The sequence below is a fragment of the Microvirga sp. BSC39 genome (assembly GCF_000739015.1).
In the GTDB taxonomy this organism is placed as follows: domain Bacteria; phylum Pseudomonadota; class Alphaproteobacteria; order Rhizobiales; family Beijerinckiaceae; genus Microvirga.
In genome coordinates, this window is the sequence record NZ_JPUG01000068.1 from 94,502 (window position 1) to 110,482 (window position 15,981).

16 protein-coding genes are annotated in these 15,981 nt (G+C 62.6%); 7 read left to right on the forward strand and 9 right to left on the reverse strand.

The genetic code is table 11. The features are described from left to right. Nucleotides 1-210 precede the first annotated feature (210 nt). Nucleotides 211-948 (forward strand): FCD domain-containing protein, encoded by a 738-nt coding sequence (locus MA07_RS16330; RefSeq protein ID WP_052003233.1) that lies wholly within the window; start codon nt 211-213, stop codon nt 946-948. Between the two features lie 105 nt (nt 949-1,053). Beyond that, entirely contained in the window at nt 1,054-2,202 is a 1,149-nt protein-coding gene (locus MA07_RS16335) for a glycerophosphodiester phosphodiesterase (protein ID WP_036353136.1), read from the forward strand. 62 nt (nt 2,203-2,264) lie between these two features. Here MA07_RS16335 and MA07_RS16340 read toward each other — a convergent pair whose 3' ends face one another. The 9 genes from MA07_RS16340 to MA07_RS16380 form a co-directional block, all read right to left on the reverse strand. Next, a complete protein-coding gene (locus MA07_RS16340; protein ID WP_036353139.1) occupies nt 2,265-2,723 on the reverse strand; it encodes a YbaK/EbsC family protein in 459 nt (152 codons plus the stop codon). A 105-nt stretch (nt 2,724-2,828) separates the two neighbouring features. Continuing rightward, nucleotides 2,829-3,683 carry an oxidoreductase gene (locus tag MA07_RS16345; protein ID WP_036353142.1) on the reverse strand — a complete coding sequence of 285 codons (855 nt, stop codon included), beginning with the start codon at nt 3,681-3,683 and terminating at the stop codon, nt 2,829-2,831. 94 nt (nt 3,684-3,777) lie between these two features. Then, nucleotides 3,778-4,752, reverse strand: a complete 975-nt coding sequence (locus MA07_RS16350; protein WP_052003234.1) for an isoaspartyl peptidase/L-asparaginase — start codon at nt 4,750-4,752, stop codon at nt 3,778-3,780. Nucleotides 4,753-4,777: 25 nt separating this feature from the next. Beyond that, nucleotides 4,778-5,812, reverse strand: a complete 1,035-nt coding sequence (locus tag MA07_RS16355; RefSeq protein ID WP_036353144.1) for a P1 family peptidase — start codon at nt 5,810-5,812, stop codon at nt 4,778-4,780. Then, a complete protein-coding gene (locus tag MA07_RS16360) occupies nt 5,812-6,708 on the reverse strand; it encodes a polysaccharide deacetylase (protein ID WP_036353147.1) in 897 nt (298 codons plus the stop codon). The genes MA07_RS16355 and MA07_RS16360 overlap by 1 nt, the downstream gene beginning before the upstream one ends. Before the next feature lie 47 nt (nt 6,709-6,755). Next, nucleotides 6,756-7,511 carry an SDR family NAD(P)-dependent oxidoreductase gene (locus MA07_RS16365; RefSeq protein WP_036353151.1) on the reverse strand — a complete coding sequence of 252 codons (756 nt, stop codon included), beginning with the start codon at nt 7,509-7,511 and terminating at the stop codon, nt 6,756-6,758. Continuing rightward, nucleotides 7,508-8,524, reverse strand: a complete 1,017-nt coding sequence (locus MA07_RS16370; protein WP_036353154.1) for a 2-dehydropantoate 2-reductase N-terminal domain-containing protein — start codon at nt 8,522-8,524, stop codon at nt 7,508-7,510. The genes MA07_RS16365 and MA07_RS16370 overlap by 4 nt, the downstream gene beginning before the upstream one ends. Further along, nucleotides 8,524-9,219, reverse strand: coding sequence for a creatininase family protein (locus tag MA07_RS16375; protein ID WP_036353157.1), 696 nt, complete (start codon nt 9,217-9,219; stop codon nt 8,524-8,526). Before MA07_RS16375 ends, MA07_RS16370 begins: the two co-directional genes overlap by 1 nt. After that, entirely contained in the window at nt 9,216-10,202 is a 987-nt protein-coding gene (locus MA07_RS16380) for a GntR family transcriptional regulator (RefSeq protein WP_036353159.1), read from the reverse strand. The genes MA07_RS16375 and MA07_RS16380 overlap by 4 nt, the downstream gene beginning before the upstream one ends. Before the next feature lie 186 nt (nt 10,203-10,388). Here MA07_RS16380 and MA07_RS16385 point away from each other — a divergent pair, with 186 nt between their 5' ends. From MA07_RS16385 to MA07_RS16405, 5 genes are all read left to right on the forward strand, one after another. Continuing rightward, nucleotides 10,389-11,969 (forward strand): ABC transporter substrate-binding protein, encoded by a 1,581-nt coding sequence (locus MA07_RS16385; protein ID WP_052003235.1) that lies wholly within the window; start codon nt 10,389-10,391, stop codon nt 11,967-11,969. 143 nt (nt 11,970-12,112) lie between these two features. Beyond that, entirely contained in the window at nt 12,113-13,087 is a 975-nt protein-coding gene (locus MA07_RS16390; protein WP_036353161.1) for an ABC transporter permease, read from the forward strand. Beyond that, on the forward strand, nt 13,084-13,995 hold the full coding sequence (locus MA07_RS16395) for an ABC transporter permease (protein ID WP_036353163.1): 912 nt from the start codon (nt 13,084-13,086) through the stop codon (nt 13,993-13,995). Before MA07_RS16390 ends, MA07_RS16395 begins: the two co-directional genes overlap by 4 nt. After that, nucleotides 13,992-15,011: an ABC transporter ATP-binding protein gene (locus MA07_RS16400; RefSeq protein WP_036353600.1), complete on the forward strand. Its 1,020-nt coding sequence runs from the start codon at nt 13,992-13,994 to the stop codon at nt 15,009-15,011. The genes MA07_RS16395 and MA07_RS16400 overlap by 4 nt, the downstream gene beginning before the upstream one ends. After that, nucleotides 14,963-15,967, forward strand: coding sequence for an ABC transporter ATP-binding protein (locus MA07_RS16405; protein WP_036353165.1), 1,005 nt, complete (start codon nt 14,963-14,965; stop codon nt 15,965-15,967). The genes MA07_RS16400 and MA07_RS16405 overlap by 49 nt, the downstream gene beginning before the upstream one ends. The last annotated feature ends 14 nt before the right edge of the window (nt 15,968-15,981 follow it).

Genomic DNA, 15,981 nt, shown 5'->3' on the forward strand with positions numbered 1-15,981 from the left:
GACGGTCGTGAGCTGTCAAGGCCTATCGTTTCCAGCCTTCTCACTCAGATGCTGCGTTTCTGCTGATTAATTCAGGCGGATGTTAGGCGCCTCAGGTATGGGTCCATGGATTTTGGTCGGACCATGTGCTACGTTCACTTGCCGGCAGATCAGGTTTGGCTCGCGTAGAATTCCCACCGAGGGCTGGATGTGTACAGGAACGAGGGGAGCATGGACCAGAGCGAGAAGCTGCATGGCCACGCGGCCACAGGGGCAGGCACGCGGCGGTCGGATGCTGTGGCGGCCGAACTGGTGCGGATGATCGAAACCGGCGGCCTTCAGGAGGGTGAACGCCTTCCGGCGGAGCGCGACCTGATGCAGCGCTACGGTGTGAGTCGGGCGGCCGTCCGAGAAGCAATCGTCTCGCTCGCTAATCGTGGTCTCGTCGAAACTCGCCTCGGACACCGCCCCATCGTCCGGAAACCCGATTATGAGATCGCCGTCGACAAAGTGGGTAATCTTGTCGGTCATCTTATGGTCGACCGGAAAGGTGTCTGGAATCTCTTCGAGACCCGGATCTTCATGGAGACGGCGCTCGCGCGCTGGGCCGCCAAGCACGCGCGGCGTGACGACCTCGAAGATCTCCGGGCGTCCCTCGACGCCAACCGGGAGGCAATCGGAAATTCAGTTCTGTTTGACGAGACCGACGCTGCGTTTCACGCGGTCCTTTATCGAATCCCTGGAAACCCGATCTACCCGGCGATCCATAAGGCCTATGTGGATTGGCTGACCCAGCATTGGCGCTCCATGAAGCGCGGTGCGGGCATCGACCAGATGAACTGCGCCGGACATGAAGCTATCTTCGAAGCCATCCTCGCCCGTGATCCCGACAACGCGGAGGAGGCCATGCGCCGCCATCTCGTGGCCGCATGGGAATTCGTGAGGTCCACCTTTCCGTCTGATAGCTGAACCGGCGCTTGTTGCATCAGATTTCGACTGCGATAGTTGCGGCGATGCGATGGTCATCACGGCGTCACAGAAGCGTCGCTAGAGACCTGTCCAGGAGGAGATATCATGAACTATCTTGCACTGCTCGGATCCGTCACTGTCATTCTGCCGACAATGATCGGATCGTCCCAGGCTCAGGAAAAAACACTGACCGGTGCGCCGACTATCGTGGTTGCCCATCGTGGCGCCAGCGGCTATCTGCCCGAACATACCCTTGAGGCCTACAAGATGGCCATCGACATGGGGGCCGACTACATCGAACCCGATCTCGTCGTAACCAAGGATGGCGTGCTGATCGCTCGGCACGAGCCGATGCTGAGCGGCACGACCGATGTGGCGAACCGGCCCGAGTTTGCGTCCCGCAAGACCACCCGCAAGGTCGATGGTGTCGATACGACCGACTGGTTCGCGAGCGACTTCACCCTCGCCGAGATCAAGCAGCTTCGCGCCAAGCAGGCCATGGCTGATCGCGATCAATCGAAGAACGGCCAATTCCAGGTTCCGACCCTGCAGGAGGTGATCGATCTCGCCAAGAAGGAGGGCTCTGCAAGGGGGAGGGCTGTTGGCATCGCTCCAGAGACCAAGCACTCCACCTTCCATGCCGCTCTCGGCCTGCCGATGGAAGACCGGCTGGTGAACGTCCTGAAGGAGGCCGGCTGGGCCGATGCATCTGCCCCCGTCGTCATCCAGAGTTTCGAGGTGGCAAACCTGAAGTACCTGAATACGCGAATCGACGTTAAGCTGGCGCAGCTGCTGGACGCGGAGGACGTTGACAAGGACGGCAACATCGTCCTCAGCGCGCCTTACGCCCAACCCTATGACTTCGTCGTGGTCGGCGACAAGCGCACCTACAAGGACCTTCTGACGAAGGAAGGTTTGGCCGAGGTCAAGTCCTACGCCGACATCCTGGCGCCGTGGAAGCCCTACATCCTCCCAACCAAGCAGGTCGATCAGAACAACGACGGTAAGGCGGATGATCTCAACGGTGACGGAAAAGCCGACGAGCAGGATCGTGTTCTCGCCGAACCGTCCAGCGTCGTGAAGGACGCCCATGCCGCGGGCCTCCAAGTGTTCACCTGGACCTTCCGCAACGAGGCGAAGCGTCTGGCCTCGACTTTCAAGGGCGATCCGGCGGCCGAGTACAAGGCGTTCTACGCACTCGGCGTCGACGGCCTCTTCAGCGACTTCCCCGATACGGCCATGAAGGCCCGCTGATCTCCAGGATTTTCTGATAAGCCCGGCATCGTAAGATGCCGGGTTTTTGCATGCTCAGCACGTTACTGGCACACATCCACCCAGTCGGCGCCGACAAGATCGGCCATGCGCTGGGGGGCGATGCGCACGGCCGTATGGGTAGAGCCCGCAGCCGGCACGACCTCGTCGTAGGCTTTCAGCGAGATGTCGCAATAGACGGGCAAGGGCGTTGCCAAGCCGAAAGGGCAGACGCCGCCGACGGGATGTCCTGTCAACGCGTGGACCTGCACCGCATCCAGCATCGACGCCTTGCCTCCGAACGTCGCCTTCACCTTCTTGTTGTCCAACCGCGCAGTGCCGCTCGTAACTACGAGGAAGCTTTTCTCGCCGACTCTCAAGGACAGGGTTTTGGCGATTCTCTCCGGCCCGACACCGTGAGCTTCCGCCGCCTGGGCAACAGTGGCGGTGCTCGTTTGCATTTCCATGATCTCGAGATCCGGTGCGTTCTGGGCGAGAAAGGCGCGAACGGATTCAAGGCTCATGGCCGGTCAACTCCCTTCAGGATAGCGGGGATATGCGGGTGCGCCTCACAGGCGCCAGGACTGCTCTTATGATAACCGCCGGCTTGCCGGGACTGCAAACCGCTCCTAGCGTTCACCCTCAGGGTAATCCGCGCCCCGGCTCGTTTCGGCCCAGGCTTCGATCTCCGCCAGGGTTTCCTTCAGCTTGCTCCGGACCCCTTCGAGAGCGATGGAGCCTAGCACCAGATGCTTGGGTGGGTCCTCCGCCTCGACCACCTTGATGATCGCCTCCACCGCCCGCACTGGGTCGCCCGGCTGCTTTCCGCTGATATTGGCGGTGGCCTCGAGCCGTGCTCCGACGGTGTTCTGGTAATCGGCGATCATCGGGCGCCGTTGCTGCAGGGATCGACCGGCCCAGTCCGTGCGGAACGGCCCCGGTTCGACGCAGGTCACCTTGATGCCGAGCGGAGCTACCTCCCGGGAGAGCGAGTCGGACATGCCCTCCACGGCATGCTTGGTCGCCGCATAGTATCCGGAACCCTCGAAGCCGATGAAGCCCGCCTGGGAGGAGATATTGATGATATGGCCGCGGCGGCGGGCACGCATGCCGGGCAGCACGGCCCGGGTCATGGCCGCAAGGCCGAAGACGTTGGTATCGAACTGAGCCCGGATCTCGGCGTCGTCGCCTTCCTCGATGGAGGATTGGTAGCCGTAGCCGGCATTATTCACCAGCACGTCGATGGACCCGAAGCGGTCCTCCGCCGCTTTCACGGCAGCGGCGATCTGACCGGGCTTGTTAACGTCGAGCGACAGGGCGAGGGCGTTATCCTCATGCCCCTGTGTCAGATCCTGCACCCTGCCGACGTCGCGGGCCGTGACGACCGCGCGCCACCCCCGGCGCAGGACAGCCTGGGCGAGCTCTCGCCCGAAGCCGGTGGAGCAACCCGTAATGAACCAGACGGGATTGTCGTTCAGTGGCATGCGCGGTCTCCTCTGCTCGGACGGGTACGGCAAGGGCATATAGGGCCGGATCCATGGCGATGAACCGGCTCCTTCCTCTCGATTTTCAGGAGGGCTAAGCTTCTTGGAATTCGACGAGGGGCTCGTCGTAGATCCCCGTGAGGAGCCTGCTATCCTGTCTGACGATGCCGCGGTACATGCCGGAGCAGTTGAAGGGCAGGGACACATTCCCGGCGCGATCCACGGCAATGATGCCGCCCGAGCCGCCTGCCGGAGCGAGCATGTCGATGACGACGGCACGCGATGCCTGGTCCAAGCTCTGGCCGGCATAGCGCATGCGGGAGGCGATCTCGTGCGCGGCTGCGTAGCGAATGAATATCTCTCCATGGCCGGTCGCCGACACGGCGCAGGTTTCGTTGTCCGCCCAGGTTCCGGCGCCGATGACGGGGCTGTCGCCCACCCGCCCAGGGGATTTCGCCGTCATGCCGCCCGTGGAGGTGGCAGCTGCGAGATTGCCATGCTGGTCGCGGGCCACTGCCCCGACCGTGCCGTGCTTGCGCGACTCGTCCTGGTCGTCCGCGCCGCTCTGGCGCATGGCGAGCGTCTCCTGCAGGGCCTGCCAGCGCTGCTCGGTGTAGAAGTAGGAGGTCTCCTCGAAAGCCAAGCCCTGCCGGCGACAGAACTCCATGGCGCTTTCACCGATGAGCAGCACGTGGCCGGAATGCTCCATCACGGCCCGGGCGGCGAGAACCGGATTGCGTGGGCCGCAGATTCCGGCAACTGCACCGGCAGAGCGGTCGCGCCCGTCCATGACGGCTGCATCCATTTCCTGCTTGCCGGCCGAGGTATAGACCGCACCTCGTCCGGCGTTGAAAAGCGGCTCGTCTTCGAGAGCCATTACGGCGGCGGTCGCTGCATCGAGCGCGCTGCCGCCGTCGGCGAGAATGACACGGCCTGCTGCGAGGGCACGGCGCAGGCCAGCGTGGTAGGCCGCCTCCCGCTCGGGCGTCATCTTGCTGCGCAGAATCGTTCCCGCACCGCCATGAACGGCCAGGGCGAAGTCGTTGCCGGATATGCTGTTGCTGGTCATGAGGTCGGGCGTCCTCTGAAAAGAGTTAAAGAGCGTCGGTCAGGGCGGGTCGATGGTGTCCGGAGCGGCCGGTCATGGAGCCGGCGGCGACGAGCGCATCGAGAACGGCCTCCTGCGTGGCATCGGCCATGGCCTCGAAGAGCAGATCGATGCGGTTCTCGTTCAGGATGCGGATGCCGATCAGCGCCGTCCTCTCGTCGTGTGAGAGAACATTGGCCGTTGTGAAACCTAGCGCAATGTCACCGCTGCCGTGGCCCCAAAAGGATCCGAGGCGCGCGAGTCCGACACCGGAGCGGCGGATGACGCGCTTGAGCTGTCGATCGTTCATTGGAACATCAGTGGCTGCAATGATGATGATCGAGCCCTTCTCCGTGGCCCGCCCGTCGGTCGCTATTTGAGGTGGAGCGATGACCCTGCCGTCAGGGAGGCGCAGATCGCCGGCCCGCCCAAAATTGGACAGGACGAGAATGCCCAGGTGATAGCTATGGCCTTCGAGGTCGAGGCGCCGGGACGAGGTGCCGATGCCACCTTTGAAGCCGAAGGTGCTCATGCCGCAGCCGGCACCCACCGAGCCGACATCAAAGTGGGAGGAGGCGTTCGCCAGAGCGATGCGTGCATCCTCCTCGGTAACAGCGAGCGCCTGGATGTCGTTGAGATAGCCGTCGTTGCATTCGAACACGAGGGGATTCACCGTGGCGGTCTCCCGACCGATGTCTGGGTTGTGTTCAATTGCGTGACGCACCAGCGCTGTGCAGCAGGTGCCGACCGAGAGGGTGTTGGTCAGAAGGATCGGGGTCTCGATCGTGCCCAGCTCCTCCACCTGCACCAAGCCGGCGCTCTTTCCGAAGCCGTTGAGCACGTGAACGGCCGCCATCGGCTTCTCGCGATAGAGGTTTCCGGCATGGGGGATGATGGCTGTCACTCCGGTGCGGATCTCCCCATCCACGAGGGTGCGGTGACCGACACGAACACCCGGCACATCTGTGATGCTGTTCATCTCACCCGTCGGCAGAGCGCCGCAGGCGAGGCCGACATCGCGGGCATGAGCAGGACGCTCCATCAGAGGCCCTGCTCCTTCACGAAAGCTGCGATCTCCGCATGGGTTGTTACCCATACGTCCGACCGTCGTGTGACTTCCTCCAGAAGCTTTTCCAGGATCCAGATGCGGGAGCGGTAACCGGTCACGTGCGGGTGCATGGTCAGAAGGAACAGGCCACCTTCTTCATAGGCCCGCTCGAACTCGCGGAAGAAGATGTCGTAGACGGCGGTCGGCGGGGTATGCGGGCGAAGGCCGTTGAAGCGGTGCATGTTGAAATAGACCGCGTCGTCGCGGATCCACTCCACGGGCAGTTCCACGATGCCTGTCGGCTCTCCCTGTTCCAGCAGCTCGTAAGGGTCATCGTCGGCCATCAGAGAAGAATCATACAGGAGCCCGAGCTCGCGCTCGATCCGCAACGTGCTCGGGCTGAAATCCCAGGAAGGAGTGCGCAGGCCGACCGGGCGCACGCCCGTGATCCGCTCCAGGGTGTCCGTCGCGCGGAACATCAGGTCCCGTTCGATCTCGTACGGCAGCTGGCTGTTGAGCTCGTGGATCCAACCATGGATGCCGATCTCGTGACCCTCCGCCACGACGCGCCGCTGCTCGTCTTCATACAGCAGGGCAGCGACGGCCGGGACGAAGAATGTCGCCTTGGCATCGTATCTGGCAAGAGCATTCAGAATACGCGGCACGCCTTGGCGGTTGCCGTACTGGCCCTGCGACATGCGGCCGATGGACTTACCGCCATCGCGCAGCTCGTTCGTCTCATGGTCGGAATCGAACGAGAAGGCGACGGCGCAGCGGGCACCGTTTTTCCATCGAGCAGGCTTCAACGAGCGCCCGGCGCGCACATGGTCTACCTTGTCGCGCCAGGTCTGCTCATCCCATGTCCAGGGCTGGCTGCTCATATCGTCCATGGTGCTCACAATTCCTTGTCTGACGTCATCTGAGGTTCGGTGGCGGTTCAGGATCGCCCGCCATCCACGGAGATGATCTGCCCCGAGATCCAGGCAGCCGCATCGGACGCGAGAAACATCACTGCGTTGGCAATGTCCTGCGGATACCCAAGGCGGCGGGTGTGGATGCTTTCCACCAAGCGCGCCTGCCCCTCCTGGCCGTAGCTCTCCCATTGACGCTGCGTGGCAGGGTTCGACAGCACGAAGCCGGGCGCCACGCTGTTCACGGTGATCCCGAACGGGCCAAGTTCGAAGCTCAGCTGCTTGGTCAGACCGACGAGCGCGTGCTTGGAGGCGGTGTAGGCCTGAATGCCAGTAAGGCTCGGACGCAGTCCGGCGCCGGACGAGATGTTGACGATGCGCCCAAATTGTCCACGCTTCATGTGAGGAGCCGCTGCCTGCGAGCACCAGAATGCGCCATGCACATTAGCCTCGAACAGAACGAGCCAATCCTGCTCGCTCACCTCCTCGATGGGCCTCGCCACCTGGCCCCGGACGCCTCCGGCGCAGTTGACGAGGATATCGATGCCCCCAAGCGCCTCCGCCATATCGGCGAAGACACCCGTGACGGCAGCGCGATCCGCGAGGTCGAGGGTTCGGGTTGCGTTGGCTCCAGCTTCGGTGGCTACACGCAGGCCGGCTTCATCAAGATCGAGGGCCCATACATGAGCGCCCTCAGCTGCAAGAGACTGGACGATGCTGCGCCCGATGCCCTGTGCCGCCCCGGTGACAGCAACACGGCGGTTGGTAAAGTCGAGTTTCATAGGTTGAGCATCTCGTCGAGCGTGGACCAGGATTGTTCTCGGCGGCCGTCCTCGATGTCGTGGATCAGCGCAACAAGCTTGTTGATGGCCGGCGTGGGGATGCCCGCCTCCTGGCCGAGGGTGCCAATGATGGCGATTTGTGCGTCAACCTCGGTCTTGCGCTTGCGCACGGCCAGATCGCGCCAGATGCCGGAATGGGTCTTCGCCGTGTGACGATTGAATTCGGCCATGTCGGCAACGGAGCGCCTCGCGGCGGCCTCGTCCGAGCCGGGCATGAAGGCGTCGGGATCAAAACCATTGAAGCCCAGAGGCTTTACGCCGCGGACTTTCGCCACCGCCATCACTTCCTGACCAAGAAGGTGATAGACCGGGAAGTGGCACTCCGAAGCCAGGTTTTCCGACATGGAGGCATTCGTCAGCGCAGTCGCGAAGAGCAGGGAGCCGTAACCGAGCTTACCCCAGAGGTAGCCCCAGATGTTGTCGGTGAGCACCGCCCTGGGCTCGAAGATTGAGAGCAGGCGGTGATAGTCGCGCACTATGTCCGTCGCCTGTCCGTCTAGCCCGCCAACCGCAACGGCCGCGCGGTTGCCGAAAAGAATACGCCCAGGCTCCAGCCAGTCGGCGCCGAAATTGACGAAGCATCCGACCGTGCGCTCGGCGCCGATCTCTTCGGCGATGATGATTTCGTTCAACCCGTTCTGGGCGGAGAGCACGGTGCCGTCTTCCGCCAGATGGGGCTTCAAGGCGCGCACGGCATCACGGGTATGGTGCGCCTTGACCGCGAGAATGATGCGTTTGAATTGCCCCGTCACCTCGGCGGGCACCGCGGCCTGCACGGGCTGGCGGAAGGTTTCCACAGGACCTTCGATGAATAGGCCGTCGCGCTTCATCGCCTCCACATGTGGCTCGACGAGGTCGACGAGAAGCACATCTTCGCCCGCGCGGGCGAAATAGGCGCCGAGCGTGCCGCCGATAGCGCCGGCGCCCCAGATCAGGATCGTGTTCTCGTTCATCACCAGTTCTCGATCAACGCGCGGGTCTCGTCGATGGCCACCGACCAGATGGCGTTCATGTCCTCGTCGGACCGCTGGAAGTATCCGCCGAAATTGCCATCCTGCAGGATCTCGCGCACGCCCTCAGGGCCGAAGGTCCGCATGCGCTCCAAGTCGACCATGGGCTTCTGATGAGACGGCTGCTCGATGCCGGGCAGGCGTGTCCAGGGGAAGTTCTCCATCCAGGAGGCATGCGAGGCGACTGGGTCGATCTCCTTCACCTTCTCGAAGGTGCGGGGAGCATTCCACCAGTTGTGGAATTTCACACGGCACTCGGGATTCTCGCCCATCCATTCGATAGCTGCTGTATGGCCCGGCGTATTGCCACCATGCCCGTTGACGAAGAGGATGCGGCGAAAGCCGGTGCGTTTCAGGGAATCGAGAATATCCGTGATGATCCGCAGGTAAGTGTCGGCCTTCAGCGAGACCGTGCCGGGATAAGCCATGAAATAAGGGGTGATGCCGTAGGCCTGAACCGGGAAGACCGGAACGCCCGTCGGTGCAGCGGCTTCAGAGGCCACACGCTCGGCTAGGATGCTGTCAACCGAAAGGCTTAGATAGGCGTGCTGCTCCGTGCAGCCCAGCGGTACGACGGCGCGATCATCCGTCTTCAGGTATTCTTCCACCTGAAGCCAGTTCATCTCACTGATTTTCATGAAGGCACTTCCTCTTGAAACACGATCGACGAGCGCAGACGCTCGATCACGGGCAGCAGCGTGGCGCGGATTGCATGCGGGTCCGGCACATAACGGAATTCCAGGGCCTGCCGACCGGGCGGTAGGAGCTTTCTCACTGCCGATTCGGCGCCACTGGCGTAGATCGCCACGTCGACCTGGGTGAGAAAGGTCGCAAGATCGGGGGCCGTGATCAGCCGGACGTCCACCGCCGATACGTGAGGCGCAAAGCGCAGAACGCCGGGCTTCATCAAAGCGGCAAATTCGGGGAAGATCGACACGAGGCCAACCCGTGCCATGGGATCGAGCATCGCGAGCTGGGCTCGCGTCTCCTCGGCAGGGATGAAGCTCAGCCCGACGACCGGGATGCCGGTTGGTACGAGGTGTTCGACTTCGCCGCGACGATGCGCCAGCGTCACGCAGATGTCACAGGGCAGGGGAAAGGCCTCTCCTGCATGAAGGGCGTCCACCGTCGTGACGGCGATAGTGTCTTCAGAGCCGAGATGGTCCTGAATGCGGTTGGCGTATTGCTGGGTTGTCTCGATGAAGTTGCCGACCATGACGAGACGCAGCGGGCGCGTCGGCGTGGGGCCGCGCGCGGCGCGGGCATTCACGAGCGACGACACAACCGATGGAGCAAGTCCCAGTTGTTCCGCCTCATTGAAGAGCATTTCAACCCGACGCTGGATTTTCCGAATGGCAAGGGAGCGCAGACCGTCGCTGTTATGCCCATCGCCTACATAGGTGCCGGCTCCTGGCTTTGCCTCGATGAGGCCGGACTCGCGCAACTCCCTGTAGACCGTGGCGACGGTCATATGCGCGATCCCAGCCCGCTCCGCCAACTCACGCACGGAGGGCAGGCGCTGGCCGGTCGGCAATTCGCCCAGAGCAATCCCGAATTCGATCAGTCCACGCAGCTGCGTGCCAAGCGGCACAGGGAGAGTGCGATCAAGCGCTCCCGCCAAGCTGGCAAGAATCCGCTCATCAGGGCTCTGTTCCGTTTCACTATAACGGATGCCTTCATAAGCGTCAGGTGCTGATTGGAGTTTGGGCAAGGTGCTGTTGACTTTTCTTGTTCGGGTGACCTACCGTTCTAATCGATAAGAACACCTTGGACGAAAAGCCAGGGTCTTAGCAAGAGGGGAAGTGAATTGAAACAAAACTTCAAGCTGGGCGGAACACTCGCAGCAGCTCTCGTCCTTGGTACCGTGCTCAGCGGCGGGGTATCGGCGCAAACTCTCACCATGGGTCTGCGTGCCGGTCCGGACTCTATCGATCCGCATTGGTCGACCCTGGGCAGCCAGGCGGAGGCTCTGCGCCATATCTTCGATACCGTTGTCATGTCGGACGACAATCTCGGTCTGAAGCCAGGTCTTGCGACCTCGTGGAAGCCGATCGACGATACGACCTGGGAGTTCAAGATCCGTGAGGGTGTAAAATTCCACGACGGATCCGAGCTCACAGCCGAGGACGTGAAGTTCTCGATCGACCGCATTCCGGTCGTGACCGGCCCGATGAGCATGACGATCTACACGAAGCAGGTGGCGGAGACGAAAGTCGCCGACAAGTACACCCTGCACGTGAAGACGAAGGCCCCGGCTCCGACTCTGCCGAACGATTTCATCCGCCTCTTCGTCGTTTCGAAGAATGTCGGCATGGAAGCTCGTAACGAGCAGTTCAACTCCGGCAAGGCTGCCATCGGCACCGGCCCGTACAAGTTCGTCTCCTGGGAGCCCAAGGGCGACCTCGTCCTCGAGCGGAACGAGAATTACTGGGGCGGCAAGCAGCCTTGGCAGAAGGTCGTCCGCAAGGAGATCCCGAGCGATCCGGCCCGCATGGCGGCGATGAAATCCGGCCAGGTGGACCTCGTCAACTACGTGCCGGCCACCGACTATGCCGCGATGCAGAAGGACAAGTCGGTCGACACCTTCGTGGCCGACTCGGTCTACTTCCTGAATCTCACGCCGAACGTGAAGGAGACCCTGCCCAAGAAGGTCAAGGTCGACGGCAAGGAGATCGATGCCAACCCGCTGCGCGATCCCAAGGTTCGCGAAGCCATGGATCTCGCCATCGACCGCAAGACGCTCGTGCGGGTCGTGCTCGAGGGCCTGGGCCGTCCGGCCAACCAGCTGATGCCCGCTACCTTCTTTGGTGGCAACAAGAACCTGCCGGAGAAGCCCTACGATCTGGCGAAGGCGAAGCAGCTTCTGGCCGATGCGGGCTATCCCAAGGGCTTCGAGATCGACTTCCACTGCACCAACAACCGTCTTCCGGGCGATGCGGCGGTGTGCGAGGCTCTCTCGCAGATGTGGGCTCGTGCAGGCCTGAAGGTGAATGCCAATGCCCTTAACGGCACTGTGTTCTTCCCGGCTCAGCAGAAGGGCGAGTTCTCGCTCTGGATGAGCGGCTGGGGCACGCTGACCGGCGAGGCGAGCTACACCTATGGCTCGCTCGTTCACACGGCAGACCCGCAGGTTGGCCTCGGCGCCTTCAACAAGCAGGGCTACTCCAACCCGGAGGTGGACAAGCTGCTGCAGGAAGGCTCACGCACGATGGATGACACCAAGCGGCGCGCCCTGTTCGAGAAGGTTACAGAGGTCTCCATGAACGACCGCGCGCTGATCCCGACCGTGCAGATCCAGACGGTCTGGGCTGCCAAGAAGGGCATGCTGACCATCCCGCCGCGGGTTGACCAGGAAACCCTGGCCTACGAGATCAAGCCGAAGAGCTGATCCCGACACCATCAGCCGGAGCCATCCGGCTGGTTTCTTCCGGAGGGAAAGAGCTTTCCCTCCGGCTTTTTCATTGGTGACATTCGTGGAATGCCGGGTGGTGGTCGCCTGGCACCCAGATTGAAGTCCACTCACGGGACAGCATGATCGGTTTTCTCATTCAACGCGTTCTGCAGGCACTCATGGTCGTGATCGCCATGTCGATCATCGTGTTCCTGGGCGTCTATGCTATCGGCAACCCGATCGACGTGATGATCGATCCGGCCTCCGACCAAGCGCTTCGCGAGGCGCTGATCCAGCGCTACGGCTTCGACCGTCCGTTGGTCGAACAGTACTTCGTCTTCATGAACAACATGCTTCACGGAGATCTGGGCGAGTCGTTCATCTACCGCCTCCCCGTGCTGAGCCTGATCCTGTCGCGCTTGCCGGCAACACTGGAGCTCGCGCTGACGGCGATGCTGATTGCCACCTGCCTTGGAATTCCGCTCGGCCTGTGGGCCGGATACAAGCCGGACTCGCTATCCGCCAAGGCGATCATGGGCTTCTCGGTTCTCGGCTTCAGCGTGCCCAGCTTCTGGGTCGGGCTGCTACTCATCATGGTCTTCGCCGTCGAACTGGGATGGCTGCCCTCCGGAGGGCGTGGGCCGACGACGGAAGTGCTCGGCATGAACCTGTCGATTACCTCGCTTGAAGGGTGGAGCCACATCCTCCTGCCAGCGTTGAATCTTGCCTTGTTCAAGCTCGGTCTCCTCATTCGCCTGACGCGAGCCGGCACCGTCGAGGTGATGAGCTCAGACTACGTGCGCTTCGCCCGCGCCCAGGGCCTCTCCGAAGGCAAAGTCGTGGGCTTGCATGTGCTGAAGAACATCTCGATCCCGATCGTGACGGTCTTTGGCCTTGAACTCGGCTCGACCCTTGCCTTCGCGGTGGTGACGGAAACGGTGTTCAACTGGCCTGGCATGGGCAAGCTGATCATCGATTCCATCACCGTGCTCGACCGTCCTGTAATGGTCGCCTATCTCATCCTTGTGGTGTTCCTCTTCGTCATGATCAATCTCGTGGTCGACCTCATCTACGGCCAACTCGATCCGCGCATTCGCGTAAAGGCCGCCTCATGACTAGCTCTCCCGCACTTACTCTGCCTGCCGAGACGACCTGGACTCGTTTTTCCAGCTTCTGGTCGGACTATCGGCAGAGTCCCGTCGCTGTAGCCGCGTTGATCGTCGTGGTGGTCGTGGTGCTCATGGCCGTCCTCGCCCCTTTCGTGGCGCCTCAGGACCCCTATAATCAGGAGGCGCTCGACCTCTTCGATGCGCGACTTGAGCCCGGTGAGGTGGGATCAGGCGGCTATGTCCATTGGCTCGGCACCGATGCTGCCGGGCGCGACATCTTTTCCGCGATCCTCTACGGACTGCGCACGAGCCTGATCGTCGGCGTCATGGCCGGCACCCTGGCGTTGGTCCTTGGCACCACGGTCGGCCTCATCGCTGCTTATTACGGCGGCCGCGTCGAGGCGCTGATCATGCGCGTCATCGACCTGCAGCTCTCCCTGCCGGCGATCCTTTTGGCACTGGTTCTCGTTGCAATGCTTGGGCAGGGGCTCATGCAGCTCGTTGCCGCGCTGGTCGCCGCGCAATACGCTTACTTCGCCCGCACTACCCATGGCGCGGCGAGTGCCGAGCGGCGCAAGGACTATATCGAGGCCGCGCTTTCGACACCGCTTCCAGCGCGCCATGTTCTGTTCCGACACCTCCTTCCCAACGCGCTGCCGCCTCTGATTGTCGTGGCGACGGTGCAGGTGGCAAATTCCATTGCGCTCGAAGCGACGCTGTCCTTCCTCGGCCTCGGCCTTCCAATCACCCAGCCGTCGCTTGGCTCACTGATCTCCAACGGCTTCCAGTTCCTGCTGTCCGGCCGCTACTGGATCTCGATCTACCCGGGCATCGCCCTGATGTTGACGGTCGTTGCCATCAATCTCGTGGGCGACCAAGTTCGCAGCATTCTGAACCCGAGGAACAGCCGATGAGCGATGCCGTTCTTCGCGTCAACAATCTGCAGACACAGTTCCAGACACGAGCTGGCGTTCTGAGGGCAGTCGATGGCGTCAGCTTCGAGGTAGCCCGCGGCCGCATCCTTGGGCTCGTGGGCGAGTCCGGCTCGGGCAAGAGCGTGACGGGTTACTCGATCCTGGGTCTGATCGAAGCACCTGGCAAAGTCGCAGGCGGCGAAATCCTTCTCAATGGCAAGGATATCACCCGCCTCAAGGGCGATGCCATGCGTCAGGTCCGCGGCGCCCAGATCGCCATGGTCTTCCAAGACCCGATGATGACGCTGAACCCGGTTCTAAAGATCGGGACGCAGATGATCGCTGCAGTGCGGGCGCACGCAAAGGTCTCCCGCAAGGCTGCTCGTTTGAAGGCACGTGATGCGCTCGCCAAGGTCGGCATTCCGAGTCCTGAGGAGCGTCTCGAGGCCTATCCGCATCAGCTCTCCGGCGGCATGCGTCAGCGTGTAGCCATTGCGACGGCGCTTCTGCACAGCCCGGCGGTCATCATCGCCGATGAGCCTACCACAGCGCTTGACGTTTCCATCCAGGGCCAGATTCTCGCGGAGGTGCGACGTCTCGCCGATGAGACGGGCACAGCTTTCGTGTGGGTGACACACGATCTCGCCGTTGTGTCGAGCCTCGCAGACGATATCTGCGTCATGTATGCGGGACGTGTAGTCGAAAGCGGTCCTGCCGCCGACGTCATCGCGTCGCCGCGTCATCCTTACACGGCAGGGCTCTTGGCCTCCGTGCCGGCCGAGCACGAGCCCGGCACGAAGCTGCCGCAGGTTCCCGGCTCGACTCCGTCCCTTGCCAATCTCCCGCAAGGCTGCGCCTTCGCGCCTCGCTGCGCCAAAGCAGGGCCTGCCTGCACCACCACTCCGCCTGTCCAGCATTTCGAGGACGGACGCACCGCCCTCTGCCATTACCCGATCGAGCCCGTTTCATGCCAGCCGCTCTCCTTGACATCGACCACGTATCGAAGCGCTTCGTAAAGCACCCCAATCTCGGGGAGCGGATCGCAGGCCTCCTCGGCGCCGGCCGAACCACCGAGGTCGTCCGTGCCGTGACGGATGTCAGCCTCAGCGTCGGCAAGGGCGAGGTCGTGGGCCTCGTCGGCGAGTCCGGCTGCGGAAAGTCGACTTTGGGGCGCATGATTGCCGGGATCTATACGCCGAGCGACGGCAAGATTCTGTTCGGCAACGCTCCCGTTGCTAAGGAGCAGGGGCGGCGCACGCAGAAGCTGACGACACGCGTTCAGATGATCCATCAGGATCCGTTTGCCAGCCTCAACCCGCGCATCCGCATCGGCGATACGGTGGCCGAGGGTCCGGTCGCGCACAAGATCGTCAAGTCGCGAGAGGCCGATTCCTACGTGGCCGACATGCTCGGCCGCGTCGGTCTTGACCCGAGCTACCGCCGCCGTTTCCCGCACCAGTTCTCCGGCGGGCAGAGGCAGCGCATCGCGATTGCGCGTGCGCTCGCCATGAAGCCGGATCTCCTCGTGCTCGACGAGCCCGTGGCCTCGCTCGACGTGTCGATCCAGGCACAGGTGCTCAACCTGTTCATGGATCTGCGCCGGGATCTCGACCTGACAGGTATCTTTATCAGCCACGATCTCGGCGTGGTGCGCCACGTGTCCGACCGTGTCGCGATCATGTATCTCGGGCGCATCGTCGAGCTGGCGCCCACCAGCGAGCTCTACGCCAATCCCAATCACCCCTATACCCGAGCGCTGTTCGAGAGCGTTCCTCGTGTGGGCGTGGGCCGAAAGAATTTCCGCCCCATCGCGGGCGAAATTCCATCTCCGCTCAATCCGCCGAGCGGATGCCACTTCCACCCCCGCTGCCCCTTCGCCGGCCCACGCTGCAAGCGCGAGGCCCCGCCGCTGGCGGCCATCGGGCCCGGCCGCTTCTCCGCCTGCCATCTCAACACCGGCGGCACTGAATAAGATCAGAGATCGAC